The 20,605-nt window shown below is 54.8% G+C and carries 15 protein-coding genes; 8 read left to right on the top strand and 7 right to left on the bottom strand.

The annotated features are described in order from the left end of the window. Positions 1-67 precede the first annotated feature (67 nt). From KF752_15810 to KF752_15825, 4 genes are all read right to left on the bottom strand, one after another. Positions 68-2,479 carry a hypothetical protein gene (locus tag KF752_15810; GenBank protein ID MBX3423021.1) on the bottom strand — a complete coding sequence of 804 codons (2,412 nt, stop codon included), beginning with the start codon at positions 2,477-2,479 and terminating at the stop codon, positions 68-70. Positions 2,480-2,750: 271 nt separating this feature from the next. Beyond that, positions 2,751-3,581 carry a hypothetical protein gene (locus KF752_15815; protein ID MBX3423022.1) on the bottom strand — a complete coding sequence of 277 codons (831 nt, stop codon included), beginning with the start codon at positions 3,579-3,581 and terminating at the stop codon, positions 2,751-2,753. A gap of 216 nt (positions 3,582-3,797) precedes the next feature. Beyond that, entirely contained in the window at positions 3,798-4,739 is a 942-nt protein-coding gene (gene mdh, locus KF752_15820; GenBank protein MBX3423023.1) for a malate dehydrogenase, read from the bottom strand. A gap of 280 nt (positions 4,740-5,019) precedes the next feature. Beyond that, positions 5,020-7,737: a hypothetical protein gene (locus KF752_15825; GenBank protein ID MBX3423024.1), complete on the bottom strand. Its 2,718-nt coding sequence runs from the start codon at positions 7,735-7,737 to the stop codon at positions 5,020-5,022. A 266-nt stretch (positions 7,738-8,003) separates the two neighbouring features. On the opposite strand from KF752_15825, the gene KF752_15830 reads away from it, so the two are divergent. The 5 genes from KF752_15830 to KF752_15850 all read left to right on the top strand — a co-directional run bounded on the left by KF752_15830 (position 8,004) and on the right by KF752_15850 (position 14,162). Beyond that, the gene (locus KF752_15830; GenBank protein ID MBX3423025.1) at positions 8,004-11,144 is read left to right on the top strand and encodes a hypothetical protein; all 3,141 of its coding nucleotides are present in this window, start codon (positions 8,004-8,006) and stop codon (positions 11,142-11,144) included. 82 nt (positions 11,145-11,226) lie between these two features. Continuing rightward, on the top strand, positions 11,227-12,291 hold the full coding sequence (locus KF752_15835) for a hypothetical protein (GenBank protein MBX3423026.1): 1,065 nt from the start codon (positions 11,227-11,229) through the stop codon (positions 12,289-12,291). Between the two features lie 86 nt (positions 12,292-12,377). After that, positions 12,378-13,199 (top strand): MotA/TolQ/ExbB proton channel family protein, encoded by an 822-nt coding sequence (locus KF752_15840; GenBank protein ID MBX3423027.1) that lies wholly within the window; start codon positions 12,378-12,380, stop codon positions 13,197-13,199. A 49-nt stretch (positions 13,200-13,248) separates the two neighbouring features. After that, positions 13,249-13,689 (top strand): biopolymer transporter ExbD, encoded by a 441-nt coding sequence (locus tag KF752_15845; protein MBX3423028.1) that lies wholly within the window; start codon positions 13,249-13,251, stop codon positions 13,687-13,689. Then, positions 13,686-14,162, top strand: a complete 477-nt coding sequence (locus tag KF752_15850) for a biopolymer transporter ExbD (protein MBX3423029.1) — start codon at positions 13,686-13,688, stop codon at positions 14,160-14,162. The genes KF752_15845 and KF752_15850 overlap by 4 nt, the downstream gene beginning before the upstream one ends. Positions 14,163-14,283: 121 nt before the next feature. On the opposite strand, the gene xerD is transcribed toward KF752_15850, so the two are convergent. Further along, complete coding sequence (gene xerD, locus KF752_15855; protein ID MBX3423030.1) at positions 14,284-15,243, bottom strand: site-specific tyrosine recombinase XerD; 960 nt, start codon at positions 15,241-15,243, stop codon at positions 14,284-14,286. A gap of 241 nt (positions 15,244-15,484) precedes the next feature. Between xerD and galE the strand changes: the two genes are divergently transcribed. Together galE and KF752_15865 are read left to right on the top strand one after the other, a co-directional pair. Beyond that, on the top strand, positions 15,485-16,507 hold the full coding sequence (gene galE / locus KF752_15860; protein MBX3423031.1) for a UDP-glucose 4-epimerase GalE: 1,023 nt from the start codon (positions 15,485-15,487) through the stop codon (positions 16,505-16,507). A gap of 23 nt (positions 16,508-16,530) precedes the next feature. Then, positions 16,531-17,757 carry a 1-acyl-sn-glycerol-3-phosphate acyltransferase gene (locus KF752_15865; protein ID MBX3423032.1) on the top strand — a complete coding sequence of 409 codons (1,227 nt, stop codon included), beginning with the start codon at positions 16,531-16,533 and terminating at the stop codon, positions 17,755-17,757. Here KF752_15865 and KF752_15870 read toward each other — a convergent pair. Together KF752_15870 and KF752_15875 are read right to left on the bottom strand one after the other, a co-directional pair. Then, on the bottom strand, positions 17,733-18,284 hold the full coding sequence (locus tag KF752_15870; GenBank protein ID MBX3423033.1) for a hypothetical protein: 552 nt from the start codon (positions 18,282-18,284) through the stop codon (positions 17,733-17,735). The genes KF752_15865 and KF752_15870 overlap by 25 nt on opposite strands. Before the next feature lie 72 nt (positions 18,285-18,356). Then, positions 18,357-18,548, bottom strand: a complete 192-nt coding sequence (locus KF752_15875; GenBank protein ID MBX3423034.1) for a Flp family type IVb pilin — start codon at positions 18,546-18,548, stop codon at positions 18,357-18,359. A gap of 229 nt (positions 18,549-18,777) precedes the next feature. Between KF752_15875 and KF752_15880 the strand changes: the two genes are divergently transcribed. Beyond that, positions 18,778-20,601, top strand: a complete 1,824-nt coding sequence (locus tag KF752_15880) for an ABC transporter permease (protein MBX3423035.1) — start codon at positions 18,778-18,780, stop codon at positions 20,599-20,601. The last annotated feature ends 4 nt before the right edge of the window (positions 20,602-20,605 follow it).

Below are 20,605 nucleotides of genomic sequence, written 5' to 3' on the forward strand. Positions count from 1 at the left end.
TAGCACAAACAGCCGGACTGGAGCGAGAGAGAATTCTCAAGCATGATGGTGGGACATGCTAGCAACTCTAATGCCATTCGCGGAGACACCCTAGCAATTGCTGCCAGTGCGGCCGATCACCGCGAGTGCAAGAGACAAAAATAGCGTCATATTCTGCCGGAATGCGCTGCAAAACTAGCTCTGCCTGTCGAATTGTTTTCTGCGCGTCGTCATCTCGACCTAGCTTTCGCTGGCACTGCGCAATCTGCACTAGAGCTTCTAAGGCTTCGGGTTGATTGGCGTAGTGCCCTGCGGCAGTCTTCAGCGACTCGATAGCCAGCTCGTATCGTCCCAATTCCTGCAACACGTCCGCAGCGCCAAAGTACGCGCTGCGTAGCAGCGATTGGTCCAACGGCTGTTGTTGCGCGGCCTCACGCTGTGCCTGGATAGTACGCTGCAGCTCTTGATACTCTCCTACCGCCTTCTCCAGCAACTCTGTGCGTTGTTGTCGATAACGTCGTTTGGCGGCGGCAGTGACAGCCGAACTGAATTTTAAGACTTGTTCTGGATAATGCGCTGCCAATTGATAACTGCGAGCCAGTTGATATCGTACTTGGCAGTAGCGCGCATCATCCGGATATCGACCAGCCGCTTCCGACAATTGGTTGATGGCCAACACTAACTCTTGGTGCGTAGCTGCATGCTGCGACTCGAGTTCACTCCAGTCCGATTTGGCGTCTGAGTTTAGGGTTTCTAGCATCCGTTGCCCGCGTTTATACAGCAGATTACCCAACTCAAAAAAACTGTCTCGCCACACGGAGCTGTCGGGATGGAGGTCGTAGTCCCATAGGTTCGCCTCAAGTAATTCGATGGCCTGTTGGCTGTGGCCCATTTCGCTCAGTGCTCGAGCTGCCAAGAAGCGTGCCTCGTAACTGCTAGGGCTCAACGGATACTCGCCCAAGCATCGCTGCAACGGCTCCAATCCAGCCGACCATTGACTGGCTGCAATCAGGTTGCGACCCAGCGCTAACAAACCTCGGGCTCGTCGCGAGCGCTGCTCGAATTTCAGGTAGGTGTTGAGCATACGGTTGGCAGAGTCCAACTGTTGAGCCTTGCGATAATTCTCGGCCGCGTTCCAAACGCTGGTCAGGTAATCTTTCGAGCGCAGCTCCAGTGTCGCCAGTTGTTCATATTTCTCTCCGGCTTGACCGAATAGTTGCTGCATTCGTTGGCGTGACTCGGGATCATTAGCTTTTCGATCGCGCTCGACGGTGCTTGCCCAGTTCGCCAATGAATTGGCTTGCAGCCGCACTGAATCGATGATTGGAAAGGCAAGACCAAGCTGGTTGGCGAGTTCGATGGCCAAATCGAATTTCTCCTTGATGCGCAGTTTGTCTCCCAACTCGGCCAGTCGCACTCTTAACTCATCGACCGATAGCCAATACGCGTTGAACAATTGAATATCGCTAATTCCGCGCAATAGTTGTCGGGTGGCAGTCAAAATTTCGACGTCTCGATCCAGCTCCTGAAGCACTTCGGCCTCTTCCAGTCCAGCGGCAATGGCTTCAGCAGAGAACGGGCTGAACTGGCGAACCGCGCTGAATGTGCCTATACACTCTCGTAACAACCCTTGGCTGCGCTGTACTCGCCCCATCAGGTAATAGGCCTGTCGGCGAACTTCATTGGGTGTGTCACTGATCTTCAAGAGCTTCTGAAGGATGCCATAAGACTCGTCGAGCAGTTTCCGTTGGCTCTCGGGCTCTAGATTAGGCAGCATCGACTCGTGCAGCCGCGCCAAGGCTTGTAACTTCAGCGCATGATAATGTTCGGGAATACCGGCAGGGACTTGCGCCAGTGCTTGATAGACTGCGGGCATATCACCGCGTTTGAGTGCGATTTGGGCTTCGGCTAGATCGGAGTTCGTCACTTCTCGCGCCGAAATGCCAGGTAGTCTGCGCCATTGTTGTAGGACCTTGTTCGCTGCCTCTAGATCAGGCACGGGCAGCCGTAGATGTGCAGCCACCATCATTTGCAGGGCTTGACTGCGAACTTCAGGATACTCTTTCAAGGATTCGTTCAGTGGCCCAATCGCCTCTTGCCATCGGTAGGTATTGTACAAACAGACACCTAGACAGAAGTTGCCCTTGGCGCGGTAGCCAACCGGAAAGCCCAGCTCTCGACTTTTCTCCAAACACTTTGTGGCTTCAAACAGAATACGTCGGTGTTGATAGTTATCGAAATCGTCGGCGACCCGCGCTAGTAGCGCTGCACCTTTGACGTATTGCCAAGTGGCATGGTTATCGACATCCGCCAACTCCCCTTCCAAGTCTTGAACTAGGCGATTGGCCAGATCCCAGCGCCCATCATCGACCCACCGACAGGCCAGTTTTAGACGTTCTTCATTGTCAAAATCGGGCTTAACGATAGCCGAGAAGACCAGCCCGAAAACGACGGCGGCCGCGACAGAGGCCACCACGATCACCGGCAACTTTTTAGACATCCTGATCCTTCTGCGCTGCTGGAAACAAGAAATCCGGCTGCACGCCTAGCCAGTCAGGGCGCCCATCCATCAAGGCACCTACCAGAGTCTGCCACCAAAGCAGCCGCAAGCAAAACTCAGAATGCTTACCAGGTTCAACACCACCCGCCTCCAGGTCTGGATGTGCGGTTTAGCACGATGGTATCGACCGAGCTGCAGGAACAACCGGCAGTCGGATCAAGTTAGATTGGCCGCTTGGCACTCTACCGGGCAGCGGAAACGGTCCCTGGGGTTAATTCCTGGAGAACGTCGCAGCCTGTTCATCAGAACGAGCCATAGGCTGATTGGTGACATGTTGCATCAACCACAGATTGGTATCGCTAAGCATATTGCTGAGCAATTCGTCCCCGCACGGATATTGGCGAATGTCCAACGCCAAACCGGCGGCGTGCAACACCGGCAAAGATTCGCAAATGTGGCTCACACTACACTGAGTTGAATGCTCACCGTACAGCCACAGAATCGGTAACGTTCTGGCCTGGGGCAAATTACTCAGCGCACACTGTTCATTGGGGAATTTGCAGCCAACAGCGACGACGCCCGCAAACAGATGGGCATAGCGAAGGCCAATACGCAGGGCCATCGTTCCACCCGATCCGAAACCGGCCAAAAATATGCGGCGACGATTAATTGAAAACTGCTCGGCGGCGACGCCTAAGCTCTCAAATACAATCTCTTCTGCCACTCCGGTGGCTGTGGGCGATTTTCCCCACACAAACCGGCCCGATCCACGATCGCTGGATATCGGTCCGCGCGGAGCGCAACCCACATAGTTCTGCAAACTCAAGGCCGGCATGACACCTTCCAGTTCGCCCTCACTACTGTGGCAGCTATGCAACCACACCAGCAACGGGTACTCATAGCGCGGTTCATAACGCTCTGGGCCAAACAGCGCCAGCTGGTGCTCCGTCAGAACGTAATCGCTTTGAATGGCACAGGATGTTCCAGAAACTTGATGAACCAAATCAAAACCAGCACCATCGATCGAAGAAACGATTCGGTTTCGCATTGCTCGATAGTCTCGTTGGCGTATGAACGAACTGAGCAGCAGACGGCTAGCCATCTTCAAGTGCTCAGCAGTAAGATTAACAAAACTTGCCGTTGTGTACACCCTTTGGACGATGCACAAACAGTACGAGTGTTTTTATGCGCCTGCACATGGCGCGTCAACCGCATCTCTACCACAAAATATGGTTGGCCCAAATGCCACCAGCCCCATGCGTCCCAGAAAACATCTAAGCGCGTCCCAGAAAACATCAAAGCCGATTGATAGCAATCGCTACACGAGTTTGCTCATCGCGGCCACTAATTCTTTGACCGCTTGCACGCTATGGTCAAATGCGGCCTGCTCGGACTGGGTCAACGGTAATTCAATAATCTTTTCGACTCCCTTAGAGCCCAGAATTACCGGCACACCGACGTAGTATCCGCCTACATTGTATTCCTTGTCACAGTAGGCCGCACACGGAATCAGTCGCTTCTTGTCGCGCACGATCGCCTCGACCATCTGCGCCGTGGCGGCAGCTGGTGCATAGTAAGCGCTGCCAGTCTTCAGCAGTCCCACAATTTCGGCACCACCCTTGCGAGTCCGATCCACGATCTCTTCTAAACGTGCCGGAGCAATCAATTGAGTGACGGGTATACCACCCACACTGGTGCAACTGGGCATGGGAACCATTGTGTCACCGTGTCCGCCCATCAGCAGCGCTGAAATGTCCTCGACGCTGACCCCTAACTCCTGAGCCAGAAATGTTCGATAGCGCGCCGTGTCTAAGACCCCGGCCTGCCCCAACACACGCTGGGCCGGGAATCCGCTAACTTGCAGCGCGCGCTGCACCATGGCGTCGAGGGGATTGCTCACCACGATGACAATCGCGGCTGGCGATGATTGCTTGATCTGCTCGGCGACCGATCCCACAATCTTGGCATTGGTACCCAACAAGTCATCGCGGCTCATCCCCGGCTTGCGCGCAATACCCGCAGTGATCACCACCACATCGCTATCTTTGGTATCCGCATAGTCCGTCGTACCAACGATTTGCGAATCAAAGCCCATAATTGGCGAAGCTTGCATCAAGTCCAGCGCTTTGCCCTTGGGCATATTTTCGGTTTGAGGAATATCCAGCAGCACGATATCCCCGAGTTGCTCAGCGGCACACCAATGGGCACATGTAGCTCCCACATTTCCGGCTCCGATGATCGAAATCTTGGCGCGACGCATGGGCGATTATCTCCTGATTAGACTGGTTAGTGTTGTCGAGTACAAAACAAGATGGTAGCGACCGTCGCCAGACGGTGAAAGTGGCGCAGCGAGCGTCACCAGGCGGTGGACATGGACAGTGAAACCGACAATACCTTCACGATCCGCTACATGGCGAACGAGTATCGGACTTCGTCGCGAAAGGTCAAGACGGGGCCATTCGCAACTCTGCAGAACAGCACCTATGTCCGTAGGCTTTCTGGTCCAGAAGGCAGCCGCCAGCAAGCAGTTGCTTCGCAGGCTATTTTCTCTGCATATTGCGTTGAGCAATCGCTAAAATCCCTAGCATCGTGACCACAACCGCTGCGCACAGCGCCGCGCTGAACCAACCCACGAACTGGTGGGAGGAAACCTGTGGTTGATACGACTGGAGGGAAGCTACCACAACCAGCGGAGCAATTTGCCGCACCTCTTGTGAAGCCGTTGATAATCGCTGGCTGTGATAGGACCACAGACGATAGAATCTGCCAACAGCTCGCGCATGCTTACCGACTGTCCAGGACCCGCTGCCGCCCGATTCGAGCTGCTGTGGCACAAACTCGCTTTCACCCAGCATGACGAGCGTTACTGGAAACTCACCGTCAAACGAAATGCTGTCCGTCAAGTCCACATCTCCAAACTCGATCCGCTGTCCTGGCATTTTCAGAAATCCATCGAACTGATAATAGCGCAGCGGCGGATTTCCGACTGGTTGGTCGATTTGGACGAGCGTGCCGCTGACCAGGCGCACTGGCCAGTCGATGGCAGCACCCAAATGATCCAGCGGATGTTGCAAGGCACTCAACGGAGAGACGCGCTGCTCGTCGCTGGCAACACCACTTTGCTTGACTGTCCTTAACAGTTTAACAAACGGTTCCGATTCGGCGCTAGACAGTCGCTTTCGATTGTTCTCTGCCATGACATCCAACCAAGACAAATCGAACTCGGCAGAGGCAAGTGCCGTCCACGACGGTTTGAGCTTAGGCACCAACTGAGACATCCAGGCGTCTGGCGAATGACTGCTCAGCTCCAAGTTCACTTGCGCTGCTAGGTTGACTCTAGAACTGGCGTGAATGGCATCGAATGTCCAGTTAGGCCCATCGACCAAGATCACAGGTCTGGCACTCGGGTGGGATTGAGCCCGCAGCGCCAACCCCTGAATGCGGACGGGTTGAAACAACTGCAACTGATTCTGCCAGACGGTTGGTATGTGCAAACTAAAGACAATTGCCTCTTGCGAAGGATCGCGCGCCGCATCCGCATCGTGACTTCCGCTGCTGACACTCATCCGGTAAAGCTGCTGTTTTGCCGAGCCAGAAAACCACGCGTGCTGCGAATCGCTCAATTGCATAGCGTGGCAATCGCGTACCCAACCGACCAGGTCGAACGATGCCAATTGACAATCCACTCCAACCGGAATCGCATTTTCAACTTGCCGCAGTCTTCGCCAGCCAATTTGATTGATTGCGAATAGCGTTCGCAACAGTTCATCTGCAACTGTCAACGATTCACCCTGCCTCGGCGACGCCCAGCGTTGTATCAGTTCTGGTGTCACAACACCTTGCAATCGCTGCTGAATAATTGCTTGTGCAGTGGCCTTGGAATCCGAAGTCGCCGCCCATGGAGGAAGCTGCTCCTGGGCGGCACACCGCCAGGAACTTATGCTCGGCGCGAAAATCAACAGCGCCAGTTGAGCCAAACGGTTGGGGCTCGATCGCCACCGTCGCCTCAGCCAGGGCGCCAGTCGCATCCACAACCAAGCCAGACTTGACAATATCAACAGTCCGGTCCCAAGGCGGATCAGGCCCGATGGACCGAGCCCTACCTTATCAGATTGGGTCGGCTGCCCAGTCACGCCGCCAACCCCTGCGTTTGAATAGAGTAGCTTGATGTGACCGGCAAATAGCGTGGTCACAACCTGAACACCCGCCGGTGCGCTATAGGCCAAACGTTTACCAACCAATCCGACAACTTCAATGTCAGGTGTGCCTCCCGCCAGAACGTCGTCAGCCAACTTCTCGACCTCTTTCTGAACTGCATAGACAGGAACCGGTTGATTGGATCCATCTTCACCACGGAGCCACAGCACTCGGTACCTATCTATTCTCGTTGCCGCATCTGAACGATCAACCACCTCGACGCGGCGCACCGATCCGCGCAGTACAACCCAGCGACCGCGATATCGTGCGTGATCTCCAGCAAGCTGCCGGGTAGCAACTCTTTCCAAAGGTGTCGAACCAGCCTGATAATCGCGGCCGCGCTGCAATAGCCTCCAAAACGCCCGACTCTCCAACGGCGTCCACGGTGCACCATCACGTAGCGATTCCACGAGGCGCCTATCCAGATAGTCGCCAATGGTGGTTCTGAAATATGGATCCAGCGGTGAACTCCTTCCAGTGAACTCTGCTGCCGCGTAGCCTGAAAATGCCGACTGCAGGAGCTGCCATTGTTGCCGATAGCGCTCCAGCTGTTCATCCCATTGGTGGGTAGCGCTGGCAGACTCTGGTAACTGCTGACGTAGCCTGTCCAATTCTATTTCGACCATCTGGCCCAACTCACTCAACGACTGGGCCTGACTGGTGCCACCGGTAAACGGCTGTGCGGCGAACCAGAATTCAGCTAATGCCAACACTTGCGGAACATCGGCACCGCTTAACAATCGGGGGGCCAGATCGCGACAGGTTGCGCCCCACAGACTTGATTCGTCGTTCTGGTCGCTTGAACCTTGTGCCTGGTGCGCGATGTCGGTGCTGGTCGGTTCAAGTTTATTCTGTGCTTGATCCAGGGGAACGCCCAACGCCTGAAAGGCGCGCTGAACATTGTGTGGATCGCTGGCCTGGCGCATCAACAACAACACCAGACCGAGCAAAAATACCAGAGAAATTAAACGCCGAGTGCCCGATGTGGCCTGATGAGCCGCCCGACCTCGCCTCTGCTGACCATCCGATGAGTACCAACGATCGCTACGCAGTCGAACCATGCTTTGGACTAGCTAACGCAATTTGAGAACGGCAAAAACCAAGCAGCGGCCGTTATTCGCTTGACTGTCTCCATTATAGAACGAAGTCTCACCCCGGTGCTGCGTCCGCACAGTCCACCCTGCCCTGATTCCTATTGCAGCCGTCAGTGTATAATGCAGCTACTTTTCGATTCGCGATCCTTGGTGACGCACAGGACAGATAGCCAAGCTATCCTAAAATGCGTCAACTAACCTCCTCAGTACCCTGATTGAGCTGCCAGCGATTCATGAATCCTCTTACCTTCGCTCGCACTACGGTCGATTCGTCACCAGCGCGGTGGCTGCGCTGCGCGCCGTGGGGAGTGCTGGTGGTCATTGGCGGATTGTTGATGTATCCTCAGTTCGCGTACGCGGTGGAGCCGTATGAGCGATTTGTTCAACGCCTGCGCGAAGAGCGTTACTTCGACCTGGCGTTAATTTATTTGGACGATTTGACAACTCGCTCCAATGTGCCGGATGATTTTAAACAGACCATCGACTTGGAGCGCGCCCTGATCTACTTCCAAGCCGCAAGCCAGTTGGCAGCAAACGCCCCGCAGCGAACCCAGCGGTTGTCTCTAGCGGAAGAGTCGCTCAAAAAGTTCCTGCAAGACAATCCCCATCACCAGCGGCGCGGCGAGGCGCGTCTGAAACTGGGCGGCTTGCTGCGGCTCCGAGCTGAAGAGGCACGGGCTGCCGCTGGTCCCGATCCAGCGGAGGATATCGTATTGGCGATTGAGTATTTCGACGAGGCTCACAAGCTGTTTGAAAGCACGATTGCTGAACTGGCAGAGATCGAATCGAAACTTAAAGGTGGCCGAGTTGATCCCAGCGACGCCCAACAGATCGACTATCGCGATCGAGTGCGCTCAGAATTGCGTGAAGCTCAATTGCTATCGGCCAAAGCCGTGGAGGATCGCGGGCGCAGTCAAGCTGCCGGCAGCGACAAACGGCAAGCGGACCTGAAACAAGCTCTGCGAATGTTTGCCGAACTGTATTCCAAGGAGCAACGCATGATCGGCATTCGCAACTACGCGCTGTATTATCGGAGTAACCTGCAACGAGAGTTGGGGCAGATCGAAGACGCTATCGACGGCTTTCAGCGAATCGTTGATCTGGAAGGTATCGACGTACTGAAGCCACTGCAGACACAAGCCATGACCGAATTGATCCGCGCGTGGGCAGCAAGCGCGCGATTCGAATTGGCCAGCAGCCGCGCAGACAAGTGGCTAAAATCCCTGTCGACTGACGAGCAGAATTCACCCGAATCGCTGGCGCTGCGTGTGGAGTATGCGCAGTTGCGCGTCGATTGGTATCTACAACTCAAAGCTAAAGATGGTTCCGCACGGCTTCAAGCCAACCTACAGCGCGAGACACGTAGCGACCTTCGCACCTTGCTGCGCATTGCAGGCAGCCATCAAGAGCGTGCGCGCTCTCTGTTGGCCGCTTTAGGGGTTGATGTGGCTGAAACTGCGGATGTCGAAAAAGTACCATCGATCAAAGATATGCAGCAGGCACTGGAGCTGGCACAATCTCGGGTCGATCGAGCGGATTCCAGCGGCCTGGAGCTGACCGCATTGGCCGAAAGAATACAGGACACAAATCTAACCGACAGCGAACGTCAGACATTGCAATCACAGCAATCTCAGTTGCAATCCAGTATCGATAAACAATATCGTCAGGTGCAGGAGATACTTCATCAAGGACTAGCTCTGTATGACTCGAAAAACGCTGAGCGCTCGCAACTCTATAACGCGCGCTACTACTTGGCTTACTCACTACTGAAGTTAAATGAATTTCCAGAGGCCATCGCGGTTGGTGAGTTTCTGAGCCGTTCGGCACCTGGCACCAGCCAAGGTCTCAATGCAGCTTCGATTGTGCTGCGGGCGTTCGGGCAGTTACTACGTGCTCCCGATGCCGACCAGTCGGCGTTGATGACTCAATTGTCATCCTTCGCTGAGTATCTTGTGGCAACTTGGCCACAGTCAGCCGAAGCGACTGCGGCAGCCGGTGTGTTGACTCAAATGGCTATCTCGGCCAAAGATTGGCAGCGAGCCGAACGGTATTTGCAATCTACAGCGGACTCCGGCGCTGCCAGTGCTACTCAGTATTATGAACTGGGTGTGGCCCTGTATGCACATTATCAGCAAATTGCTCAGGCCCATGGCCAGCAAGCGCCGGAGGCCGCAGAGCTTAAGGCTCGCGCCGAGCGATGGCTGGAACTGGCTTCCCAGCGCATCGATGCCAAAGACCCACTGCGTCGCTTAAGTGTTCGCAGTGCGTTGGCGCAGCTCCAGCTCTCCGACAATCAAGTTGACCAGGCCGCCTCACTGATGATAGCTGGTGAGGATGCGCCCATGAATTGGCTGGAACACAATCAAGCGCAAGTGCCGATTGAAGTTGCCTGTGACGCCTACCGGACCGCCCTGAGAATCGTAGCCGGACAATTCTTGGCCGGAACACTCGAGGCGGATGCTGCGGCAGCGGCCGTGCGCACCTATGTTGATCGCTTACAGAAAGTTGCCGAAGATAAGGTTGATGCCAAAGCCCGATTGCAAGCGACCCTAGCGCTGGTGGCTCGCGATATGAAGGACCAGTTGGGACAAGTTCAGCACCCCAACCAGCGCCGAGAATTTGCCGAAATGGTCTTGCTGATAGTCGGTCAAGCGTCAGGCAACGAGGCCTTCAGCACGCAGTTCTGGGCCGCCAGCACGGCTCTGTCAATTGCCGACGAACTTGCAGCTCAAGATGCCAGTAGGACTAGCTCACAAACCGCTTATGCACAAGCATCGCAAATGCTCCAGCAGATGCTGACCAAAGCTAAGCAGCAGCCCGACTGGATTCAAGCGCCTGAGGTTCACACTCAGCTCAAAGTATGGTACGCCAAAGCCGCAGAGGGTGCCGAGGATTTCCGCGCAGCCATTCAAGCTTATGGTGAGATACTAGATGAGAATGAAAACCTGCTGGATGTGCAGATCTGTGTGGCGCGAGCCTTGCAAAAGTCGGCAGTTGCCAATCCAGCGCGCTACGAAAGCGCTTTAAAAGGAGCGCGACCGCATCCACAGACGAAACAGAACATATTTTGGGGCTGGGGCAAGATCAGCCAAATTACCGCCAAAAAACTGGACCAGTACGCCGTCCAGTTTTTTGAGTCGCGATATCAATTGGCAAACTGTCGGATGCAATGGGCACTCAGCCATTCGGACTCGGCCGCGCGAACAGCGGAGCTGGTACGCGCCGAACGAGCCATTATTGAGACACACAGCCTATACCCGGAGCTTGGCGGCAACGCTAATCAGCAACGATTTGATGTGTTAGTCAAACAGATTCGACAGCATCTGGGCAAGCCACCAACCGGACTGACGACCGTAACCTCGACAGCACGATAGTAGCACTTGTCCCCCAAGCCCCCAAATATCCATGTACCCAAATCCGCTCGTCAGACGTGCGAACATAATAAAGGCAGATCCCATGTTTTCAAGCTGTGTCAGTCGGCAATCCGTTCTACGCTCAGCCAAGCGTTGCATGATGTGCGCGGTGGTTAGCTACTCCGCATTGGCTTACGCAGATGACCGTGTGCAGCTCAAGCAGGGTCAGGCTCTGCAAGGTAGTCTGGTCAAAATTACTCCCAATGAAGTCACCATCACCGTACGCGGCAAAGAGCAGACTCATGCATTAAAAGATGTTCGCAAGATTTCATTCGATAAGGAGCCGACGGGGTTGGATCGCGCTCGAGACCTGTTGATTGACGGCAAATATCAACAAGCTCTCGACCAGCTACGGACAGTACCGCGTGACAGTTTGCCCGACAATCCACTGTTGCAATTGGACTACGACTTCTGTCAATGGTTCTCTGAAGGCATGCGCAGTTTGTCTGGCAGTGGCGATCCAACCGCAGCCATCAAAGGACTGATGAGTTTGGACAAGGCGCAGCCCAACTCTCAGCATCGTTGGTCAATCAAGCTGTTGTTGGGTCGTTTGGCATTGTTCAAGAATGCGCACGCCAAAGCGACGGAGTATTTCACTGAACTTGCCAAATCACCAGATGACATTCACAGGGCCGCCGCCCAGTATTTTTTAGCGCGCACTCTGCTGGAACAAGGCAAAGCGACTGAAGCTCGTGCTCAACTCAAGGGACTCTTAGCTGCCAGTGCAAGTTCCCCAGAAATGGGCCGTTACAAGAGCTTAGGCAACGTCTTGCAAGCCCGCTGTGATCTGTTGGAAGGCAAAGCCCAGGAGGCCTTGCAATCACTGGACGGTTTGGCCGAGCGTGAAGACAATAGCGATTTGCAGTTGTTCGCTGAAATCAGCAACGCCCGCGGTGCCTGCTACCAACAACTCAATCAACCCCAGCGCGCTGCCTACAGTTATCTGCAGACCGACCTGTTGTTTTTTACCGATGCGCAAGCGCACGCCGAAGCCTTATACCATTTGAAAAATCTATTGACAGCCGTAGGCCAACCAGCCAAAGCCGCGCAGGCTAGCCAGCGACTTTCCAGTCAATATACCTCCAGCGTGTGGGCGAACAAACCATAGCAGCGCTCCGCCCGCGCATACCTTGGATAACATCTATTGGATATACTAGGGACTAAACTCATCGTTTCGACTGGGAGAATCTGTTTATGAAGGACTTGCTGAACCTAGTTCGGCCGTGGCTGCTGCCATTCATGCTAGTCGGTGTGCTCGTGGGTGCACCATCCGCTTCCGCGCAACAAGACGACATGGACGACCTGCTTGGTACGCCGGCCGCCACCGAGCCACCGTCGGCTGGGGACAACACCGCTGTGGCAGCTGCAGCATCCGCGCCAGCCACCGAAGGCCCGGCATCTACCAACATGCTGGTATGGACGTTTCAGGCTTTGGGCTGGATGTACACCATTATTTTCTTGGCGCTGTCGATCACGCTCGTCTTCTTGATTGTCATGAATCTGATTTCATCGCGGCGCGATAACATTTGCCCTGCCGATCTGGTGGAAGGCGTGGAACAACACCTCGCCAGTGGCAAGTCCGATTTGGCGACCGAATTGATTCGTAGCGATGGGTCGTTTTTGGGTCAGGTAGTATCGGCCGGTCTGTCGCGTTTGGACCGAGGTCACGCGGCGGCCATCGAAGCCATGCAGGAAGTCGGCGAAGAAGAGACGATGAAGCTGGAACACAACCTGGGCTACATGGCACTGATCGGTAACATTAGTCCAATGATTGGACTGTTTGGCACGGTCCAAGGAATGATTTCGGCCTTTCGCACCATCGCCGTTTCCGGGTCGACGCCAGCCGCCGGAGATTTGGCGATGGATATTTCCACCGCTCTGTTCACTACCTTGGCTGGCCTAGCCGTGGCCATTCCAGCTATTGCTATCTACAACATCCTGCGCAATCGAGTGCAACGCATGACGCTACAGGTCGGCGTGACCAGCGAAGGCATGCTACAACGATTCATCAACTGACAACGTTCCCGGTCTCATTCGATTTGCGTATGGTTAGGAGCTGACTGCGATGCGCCTTGGAAAACGCAATCACGAACCGCCGGCCGAAGCGGACTGGACGCCGATGATCGACATGACGTTCCAGTTGATCGCTTTTTTCATGGTGCTGATCAATTTTTCGCAAAGCGAACAGAATGATCGCGTCACTTTACCGGCCAGCGAGCTAGCCAAGCCAGCCGAGACCCCGCTCGAATTCCCAATCGTGGTTCACTTAACCAGTGCCGACACGGTGGAAATTGGCGGAAGCGTGGTCAACTTGGACGCACTCCGCAGTCAACTGTCAGCGGAATTAGCGCTGCTGAACTTAGAGGGCAAAACCGCGGCTGATGCCAATGTCGTGTTACGGGGTCACGCCACCATTCCAGGTGGGCGCGTACAGGAGGTTATCAAGCGGTTTCAGGATATCGGCTTCCAACGATTTGCGCTGCGAGCCAAGGAGGAGCTGCCATGAAGTTTCGAAATCGAGAACATAAAGAGAACACCCAGCTTTCGATGACGGCCATGATCGACATTGTGTTCTTGTTGCTGGTGTTTTTCGTGATGACCTTTAAGATCAGCGCTCAAGAGGGAGATTTCAATATCCGCATGCCCACGCCCGGCTCCGGCGCGGCCATGGATTCAACTCAGTTAATCATCAAACTGCGACTCAAGTCCGACGAGCACGGCCAGTTACAGGAGATCATCCTGAACGATCAGATGAGTTTCGGTACCAATTGGCAATCGCTGCGGGCCAAGATGATTGAATTGGTCGGTGATCCTAGCGGTCCGACCGCCGAGGAAGGTCCTGAAGTAGAGATCGACTTGGATTATGACCTGCATTACGTTCACGTAATCCAAGCCATCACCAGCGTAACCGGTTATCGCTCGGGTGATGACATTGTGCGCCTGGTCCAGCGAATCAAATTTGCTCCGGTGCGTCGCTAGTCCCGCCTGTCGACTGTTGATAAATTCGACCGGACCTGTTGCACCACCATCAGCGGACTCGATGCAATTACAACTCGCGGGACAGGCAGTCACATGAAACTAGGTTTCACCGTCATACCGTCTAAGCGCGGGGGTGAAACTGTCGATGTACGCGTTTAAGGCGTGACGCGTCGACTTGTGTGTAGATCTGTGTGGTTTGTATGCTGGCGTGACCGAGCAGCACTTGGATTTGCCTGAGGTCGGCCCCGCCGCCCAGCAGATGCGTTGCAAAGCTATGACGCAGCGTGTGCGGACTGACTTGCCGATGATCGATGTCCGCCCGCAACGCATACCGCTTGACCAATTCCCAAATTGCTTCACGTCGCAAGCTCCGACCGCTGCGCGACAGCAGCAGCCAAGGACAGGCATCGGCGGGACGTGCCCCCATCAATTGAGGACGTTGTTCGTTCATGTACTGCTCGATCGCAGCCCGTGCCCTGGAGCCGATGGGCACCATCCGCTGCTTGGATCCCTTGCCCTCTACCAAACAATAACCTTCCTTCAGATGAACATTGGCCAGCAGTAACCCAGAGACTTCCGATACACGGCAACCCGTAGCGTACAGCAGCTCCAGGATGCAGCGATCGCGTTGCCACAACGCATCTTGCCCACAAGGTGCGGTCAAAAAATTGTCGATGGTCGCTGCCGACAGGACTTTAGGAATTCGCTGCCACACTGTTTGGGTGTGTAGCAGTTCTGCAGGATTATCCTGAATGGCTCCTTCTAACTGAAGATATTTGTAGAAAATGCGCGTGGCTACAACACATCGCGAGATGCTGGTGGGGGCCAACTTTTGACGATGCAGCGCGGCGATGAATTGGCTGAGATCGTCCAACTGCATGCCGACCAACGAGCGGCGGGCGGACCAATCAACTAATCGCTGAATATCGCGACCATAGGCAACAACGGTGTTTTCTGCCAGATGGCACTCGCTGCGTAAGTAATGCGTAAAACGACCGGCCCAGTCGCCAGCGGCGGCGATCGGCAGGCTGGGCTTGCCTTCGGCAGCGCCGCTTCTGAGCCGCTTGAGTTTGCTAGTCATTAGGTGCGACCCTCACAGCCGATGTAACAATATGCCCCACTAGTCCGTTACCTCTGATTTCGACCAAGGACGGGCGTGGGCACGCAATTTCAGGACGCAAGTGGCCGATTAGAACTGGATGGGCTGCCAGCGTGCGGATTGAAGCGGCGGCAGACGTGATTTCGATCTTGCGGGTTATAGTGTTTCGCGCGACAGGCGTGCTTGAGCTGTACCGGCAACAGTTTTCAGAGGTGCACAAGCTGTGAGAATCTTGGTGATTGGCGGCGCCGGCTATGTTGGCTCGCATACCGTGCGCAAGCTGCTGCGAAGCGGCCATGAAGTATGGGTTTACGACAATCTTTCGCGCGGACATGCTGCCAGCATCCCCGCCGAATGTTTGATCGTCGGCGAACTAGCGGATCGGCGGTTGTTACAGCAAACCATGAGCGATTATGGTATCGAAGCGGTCATGCACTTTGCGGCTTACACCTTGGTAGGCGAGTCGGTTACACAACCCGCCATGTACTACCAAAACAATGTGGTAGCTTCGTTGGAGTTACTGGAAGCCATGCGCGCCAGCGGTGTGTGGCGCATTGTGTTCTCCAGTACGACGGCAACCTATGGACAACCGGAGCGCATTCCCATCTCAGAATCCACACCACAGTTGCCGATTAACCCCTACGGCTTTACCAAACTGGTGATGGAACGTGCACTCACCGACTATACGACGGCCTACGGATTAGGGGTTGCCATTCTGCGGTACTTCAACGCGGCTGGTGCCAGTCCCGACGGGGACATTGGCGAAGACCATCAACCTGAAAGCCATCTGATCCCACTGGTATTGCAAACCGCCCTGGGACAACGCGAAAACATTGCCATCTTCGGTACCGACTACCCAACTCCCGATGGCACTTGCATTCGCGACTATATCCATGTGGAAGATTTGGCCGACGCGCATTTGCGAGCCCTGGGACTACTGGAACCTGGTAGTCATTTGCAGTTAAACTTGGGAACAGGACTCGGCCACAGCGTGTTGGAAGTTGTTCAGGCTTGTCGCCGCATAACGGGTCATCCGATCCCAACGGTGGTGCAAGCTCGACGCCCCGGCGACTCGGCCAAGCTGGTTGCGGATAGCAGTCTAGCGCAGCGCGTGCTCGGGTGGACCCCGCATTATGTCTCGATCGAGTCCATTGTGGAAACGGCATGGCGCTGGCACCGCCAGTTTCCCAGAGGATATAACGGAGAGCGAAGCCGTCAACAGTCATCGTGGGTGGCGACGCGCTAAACTCGCTGTGGCTTGGCGGTATCATGCAAGAGATCATTATCGAGAAGCCGTATCAGTTCGTGCCGCCCCATCGCGGCAATCTGATACCTTTTTTGCTACAGAGATTCCGCATCGTTGACTTCTATCTCCAGCGCTATGAAGGCATCTGCTCCTACGAGGTTCGCGGCATCGACCATTTGAAGGAATCGCTGCGCCAACAGTCGGGCATTCTGCTGACTCCCAATCATTGTCGATACGCCGATCCGTTGGCGATGGCCTGGGTGCTGCGTCCACTAGGCGTTTATCCGTTTGCGATGGCCAGTTGGCACCTGTTCAATCAAAAGTGGTGGCAGTCGTTGGCTATTCGGCTGTGCGGTGGCTTCAGTGTCAATCGCGAAGGCATCGACCGACAAGCGTTGGACATGGCGATTAATACAATCGTCGATGGCCAGCGACCTCTGGTGCTGTTCCCGGAAGGAACCGTATTTCGCAGCAATGATCGCCTGCAGCCTTTGTTGGACGGCGTGACTTTTATCGCCCGCACGGCAGCAAAACGCCGAGCCAAGTTGAGCAAACCACCCACACTCATACATCCGATTGCCATTAAGTACCTGTTCCGTGGCGATGTCATCGAGTCGATCACGCCTGTGGTCGAGGAAATCGAAAGCCGGTTTGGATGGTACCTTCCAGGGTGTCGTCAGTCGTCGATGGTCCAACGCGTTCGCAAGCTGAGCGATGCGTTCCTGGCGACCAAGGAATTAGAACACCTCGGTCAGGTGTATCCGGGCGATGTCGCTCAACGACGCCAACATTTGATCGAGCACTTGTTGGGATCTGTCGAACGTCGCTGGTTGCGACGCGAGGTACTTGAACAAGAGATTATCCCGCGCATTAAAACTTTGCGGTTGATCATGGTCCCGGAACTGTTGGAGGCGCGTAGTGACCTCCGAAAACAGACAATTCGTGACGACCTGAATCGGATTTACGTGGCGCAGCAAATCGCATCGTATCCCGCAGACTACTTAGACGCGCCCGTCACGAATACTCGTTTACTGGAAACGGTCGAGCAATTGGAAGAAGATTTGTGGGACAAAGCTCGCATTCACCGGCCACTTCACGCCATTTTGCAGATTGGCCAAGCTATTGAGGTGCCGCCCAGTCGAGAGCCTAAGGAAGCTGGCGACCCGCTGCTGCAGCAGCTGGACCTCCAATTGCGCAGCCTGCTTGGCCAATTGGCCGACGAATCTCAGACATTAGATACTGGAATTTGAATGACTGGGCAGGTCTCGATTTCAGCGGCAGAATTTGTGACCATCGCTTCTTCTGCAGAAGCTGGCGGCAGTGACGGATTGGTATCCGGCCCGGTTATTATTTCATGGGCCTTCTGCAAAGCCAATTGCAGCGACAAGAGCTGATTCTGCAGCGTGTTGGTGGGAGCGATCAGGTCATGCCAATAATCATCGGTGCGCAAGACCATAGGTGTACAATTGGGCACTTCGATCAACCGCGTTAACTGCTGACGAAGCCGATAGACGGGGCCCACAAACTGATTGCTCAAGCGGACCACATCGAATAGCACCAATGGCAGCAGCAACACCACACTAGGCAGCCATACACCTACCGAAGAAACCCAAGCTCCCAGATGTTGCACATAGCTCCAATCGGGATGATCGAAGTACTGCGACACCGCGATGGCTACGCCAAAATAGAGCGTTGTTGCGAACCAGTAGATGAGCACGCGTCCGACCAAAACGCCTTGAACGCGGTTGTCAATCCACAGGATACGTCGATAGGCCATGGTGCATTATCCCTATCGGTTCAGGTCGTCAGCATGAGAAGGAAGCTGTGGCTTGAAGTCGGTTACTCGGTATTAGTTGCCCATCGCACCGTCAATGGCTTCACGAGTTCGTTGGAAGCTTTGTTCGGTGGCCTGTGTCATGGTTTGAACCGAAGCTATGCAGACTGCGACGATCAAGGCCAGCATGATGGCGTACTCGACGGTCGTTGGACCGTCTTCATCGCGCCAAAGTCGAATTAGTCCCTGACTGTACTTCACGATCATCACCCTAGTTTGTCGACACCAGAATTTGAACTATTTGCATGAGGTTGTCTGTTCGCTGGAGACCAACGCAAACCTCGTATAAAGGCTAGCTCGCTCCTCGGCCAATGCTGAGTCGATGGTCAAAATTTGTAATCTGGCGCGTCTAAGCTGCCATAGGAGTCGCTATAATCTGTGCCACCGCTACGACCCTAACCCACTCAGCGGCTCCCATCACCCGTGGGGACCGACCATGATCACTTTTTCTCAAATTGGACGGCGCACGGCAATGTTTGGACCCATCCTAGCCCGCGAGTGGCTAGTTGCACCGCGCCGTCTAAGGTTTTACGTGCAGCGTGTTGTCTTTATCTGGGCGCTCTTTAGTATTGTCTGCACCACTTGGGCACTACTGGCCGGGATGCAATCGGTACAGGATGTGGGAGATATGGCTCGCTTTGGGGTATTAGTCGTTCAGATTGTGGTGCCCATCGAATTGGCTGTGGCCATGTTCTTAACGGCGGTTGCTGCCGTCAGCAATGTAGCCCAGGAAAAGGACCGGCGGACGCTAGTGCTGTTACTGTTAACGCGACTGTCCAATGCGCAGGTCGTTTTGGGTAAACTTACGGCTAGCCTGTTGAGCCCTATCAGCTTGATCTTCTGCTCGGTGCCGTTGTTATTGATGGTTACTTTGATGGGTGGGTTGAGCCCACAGCAAGTAGGCTTGGCCACCGCTGTTATGGTCGTCAGTAGCCTGTGGTGCGGAGCGCTGGCCAATTTAATTGCCTTTTGGCGAGATAAGACGTTTCAGAGTTTAGCCATCGCTGTGCTGGCTGTTGCCGGCTGGCTGGTGTTGTGCGAAGTTCTGGCTGCAGGTGCTATCCCGGCCGTCGATTCTAGATGGGCCGAGTTGCTCAGCCCGTTCCGCAGCCTGCGGAGTGTCTGTCAACCGATTAGCGACTACGATTGGCTACAAATTCCCGGTGGAGTCGCGGCAGGCTATTGCCTACTGGGAATGACGGCCGCAGGTTTGTTTAGTTTGACGGCAATCGCCAGGCTCCGAGCCTGGAATCCGTCGGACCAAGTTCGCCCGCGACAGCCGGACCCAGACGACGACCTGACTGTGGATCGCGCACAACTCGGCACGTCTGTGGTGACTTGGAAGGCGCGAGCTCCGCGACCGATGTGGCATAACCCAATCTTATGGCGCGAGACGCGCACCTGGGCCTACGGTCGCAAACTGGTCCTGATTCGATTGGCTTATCTCGCTGGATTTGCAATAGCGCTAGTGGCCATCTCCTGGTCTGTCACCAGCGGGTTGGCCCTGCAGCGAAGTCGTTTGGCCGAAGAACTGCTGCCCGTGGCAGCCAAGATATTAGTACCATTTTTTGTGGTCTCACTGGTGATGCTCAACGCACTAGCGGTCAACTCGATCACCAACGAGCGCGATGGTCAGGCGCTGGACCTGCTGCTGACAACCAATATCACTCCTGCGCAGTTCATGACCGGCAAGATATTGGGGGTGCTATACGTCGGCAAAGAAATGGTACTGCTGCCGGGAGCGTTAGCCTGTTACTTGTGGTGGCAGGCTGGCATCAGTACTTCAAATCTTAGCCTAACACTGACTGGCGGATTTATACTGAATATATTTGCGGTCATGCTGGGAATTCATTGTGGCATGATCTATGCTCGCTCGCGAACGGCCATTGGTACCAGCCTTGGTACGCTGTTCTTTCTCTTTCTTGGCATTGCCACCTGCATGATGATCATGATGAGTTTTCGTGGTTCCTTTGCCCGGCAATTGCCGCCTTTCTTGGCGATCATTGTCGGCGGTGGTACCGGTTTATTCGTGGCTATGGGCAGCCGTAATCCAAGCCCCGCCATCGCGCTGGCTGCATTTGCTTTGCCGTTCTTGACTTTTTTTGCGATCACCAGTTTTATACTGCGTGGCCAGGAACTGACGGTGTTCTTGGTACTGGCTGCGGCATACGGATTTGCTACGCTGGCCATGCTAGTTCCAGCCCTTAGCGAGTTTGATTTTGCAATGGGTCGCTCGCGTTCGGTTGACGACGAGGAATAAGGCT

It is taken from the genome of Pirellulaceae bacterium, from assembly GCA_019636385.1.
Taxonomy (GTDB): Bacteria; Planctomycetota; Planctomycetia; order Pirellulales; family Pirellulaceae; genus Aureliella.

Bases quoted from the DNA above. Each gene is read 5' to 3' on its own strand.
- mdh (MBX3423023.1), bottom strand. From the start codon at position 4,739: ATGCGTCGCGCCAAGATTTCGATCATCGGAGCCGGAAATGTGGGAGCT.
- KF752_15835 (MBX3423026.1), top strand. From the start codon at position 11,227: ATGTTTTCAAGCTGTGTCAGTCGGCAATCCGTTCTACGCTCAGCCAAG.
- KF752_15815 (MBX3423022.1), bottom strand. From the start codon at position 3,581: ATGGCTAGCCGTCTGCTGCTCAGTTCGTTCATACGCCAACGAGACTAT.
- KF752_15845 (MBX3423028.1), top strand. From the start codon at position 13,249: ATGCGCCTTGGAAAACGCAATCACGAACCGCCGGCCGAAGCGGACTGG.
- KF752_15830 (MBX3423025.1), top strand. From the start codon at position 8,004: ATGAATCCTCTTACCTTCGCTCGCACTACGGTCGATTCGTCACCAGCG.
- KF752_15850 (MBX3423029.1), top strand. From the start codon at position 13,686: ATGAAGTTTCGAAATCGAGAACATAAAGAGAACACCCAGCTTTCGATG.
- KF752_15880 (MBX3423035.1), top strand. From the start codon at position 18,778: ATGATCACTTTTTCTCAAATTGGACGGCGCACGGCAATGTTTGGACCC.
- KF752_15840 (MBX3423027.1), top strand. From the start codon at position 12,378: ATGAAGGACTTGCTGAACCTAGTTCGGCCGTGGCTGCTGCCATTCATG.
- KF752_15870 (MBX3423033.1), bottom strand. From the start codon at position 18,284: ATGGCCTATCGACGTATCCTGTGGATTGACAACCGCGTTCAAGGCGTT.
- KF752_15825 (MBX3423024.1), bottom strand. From the start codon at position 7,737: ATGGTTCGACTGCGTAGCGATCGTTGGTACTCATCGGATGGTCAGCAG.
- xerD (MBX3423030.1), bottom strand. From the start codon at position 15,243: ATGACTAGCAAACTCAAGCGGCTCAGAAGCGGCGCTGCCGAAGGCAAG.
- KF752_15865 (MBX3423032.1), top strand. From the start codon at position 16,531: ATGCAAGAGATCATTATCGAGAAGCCGTATCAGTTCGTGCCGCCCCAT.
- KF752_15875 (MBX3423034.1), bottom strand. From the start codon at position 18,548: ATGATCGTGAAGTACAGTCAGGGACTAATTCGACTTTGGCGCGATGAA.
- KF752_15810 (MBX3423021.1), bottom strand. From the start codon at position 2,479: ATGTCTAAAAAGTTGCCGGTGATCGTGGTGGCCTCTGTCGCGGCCGCC.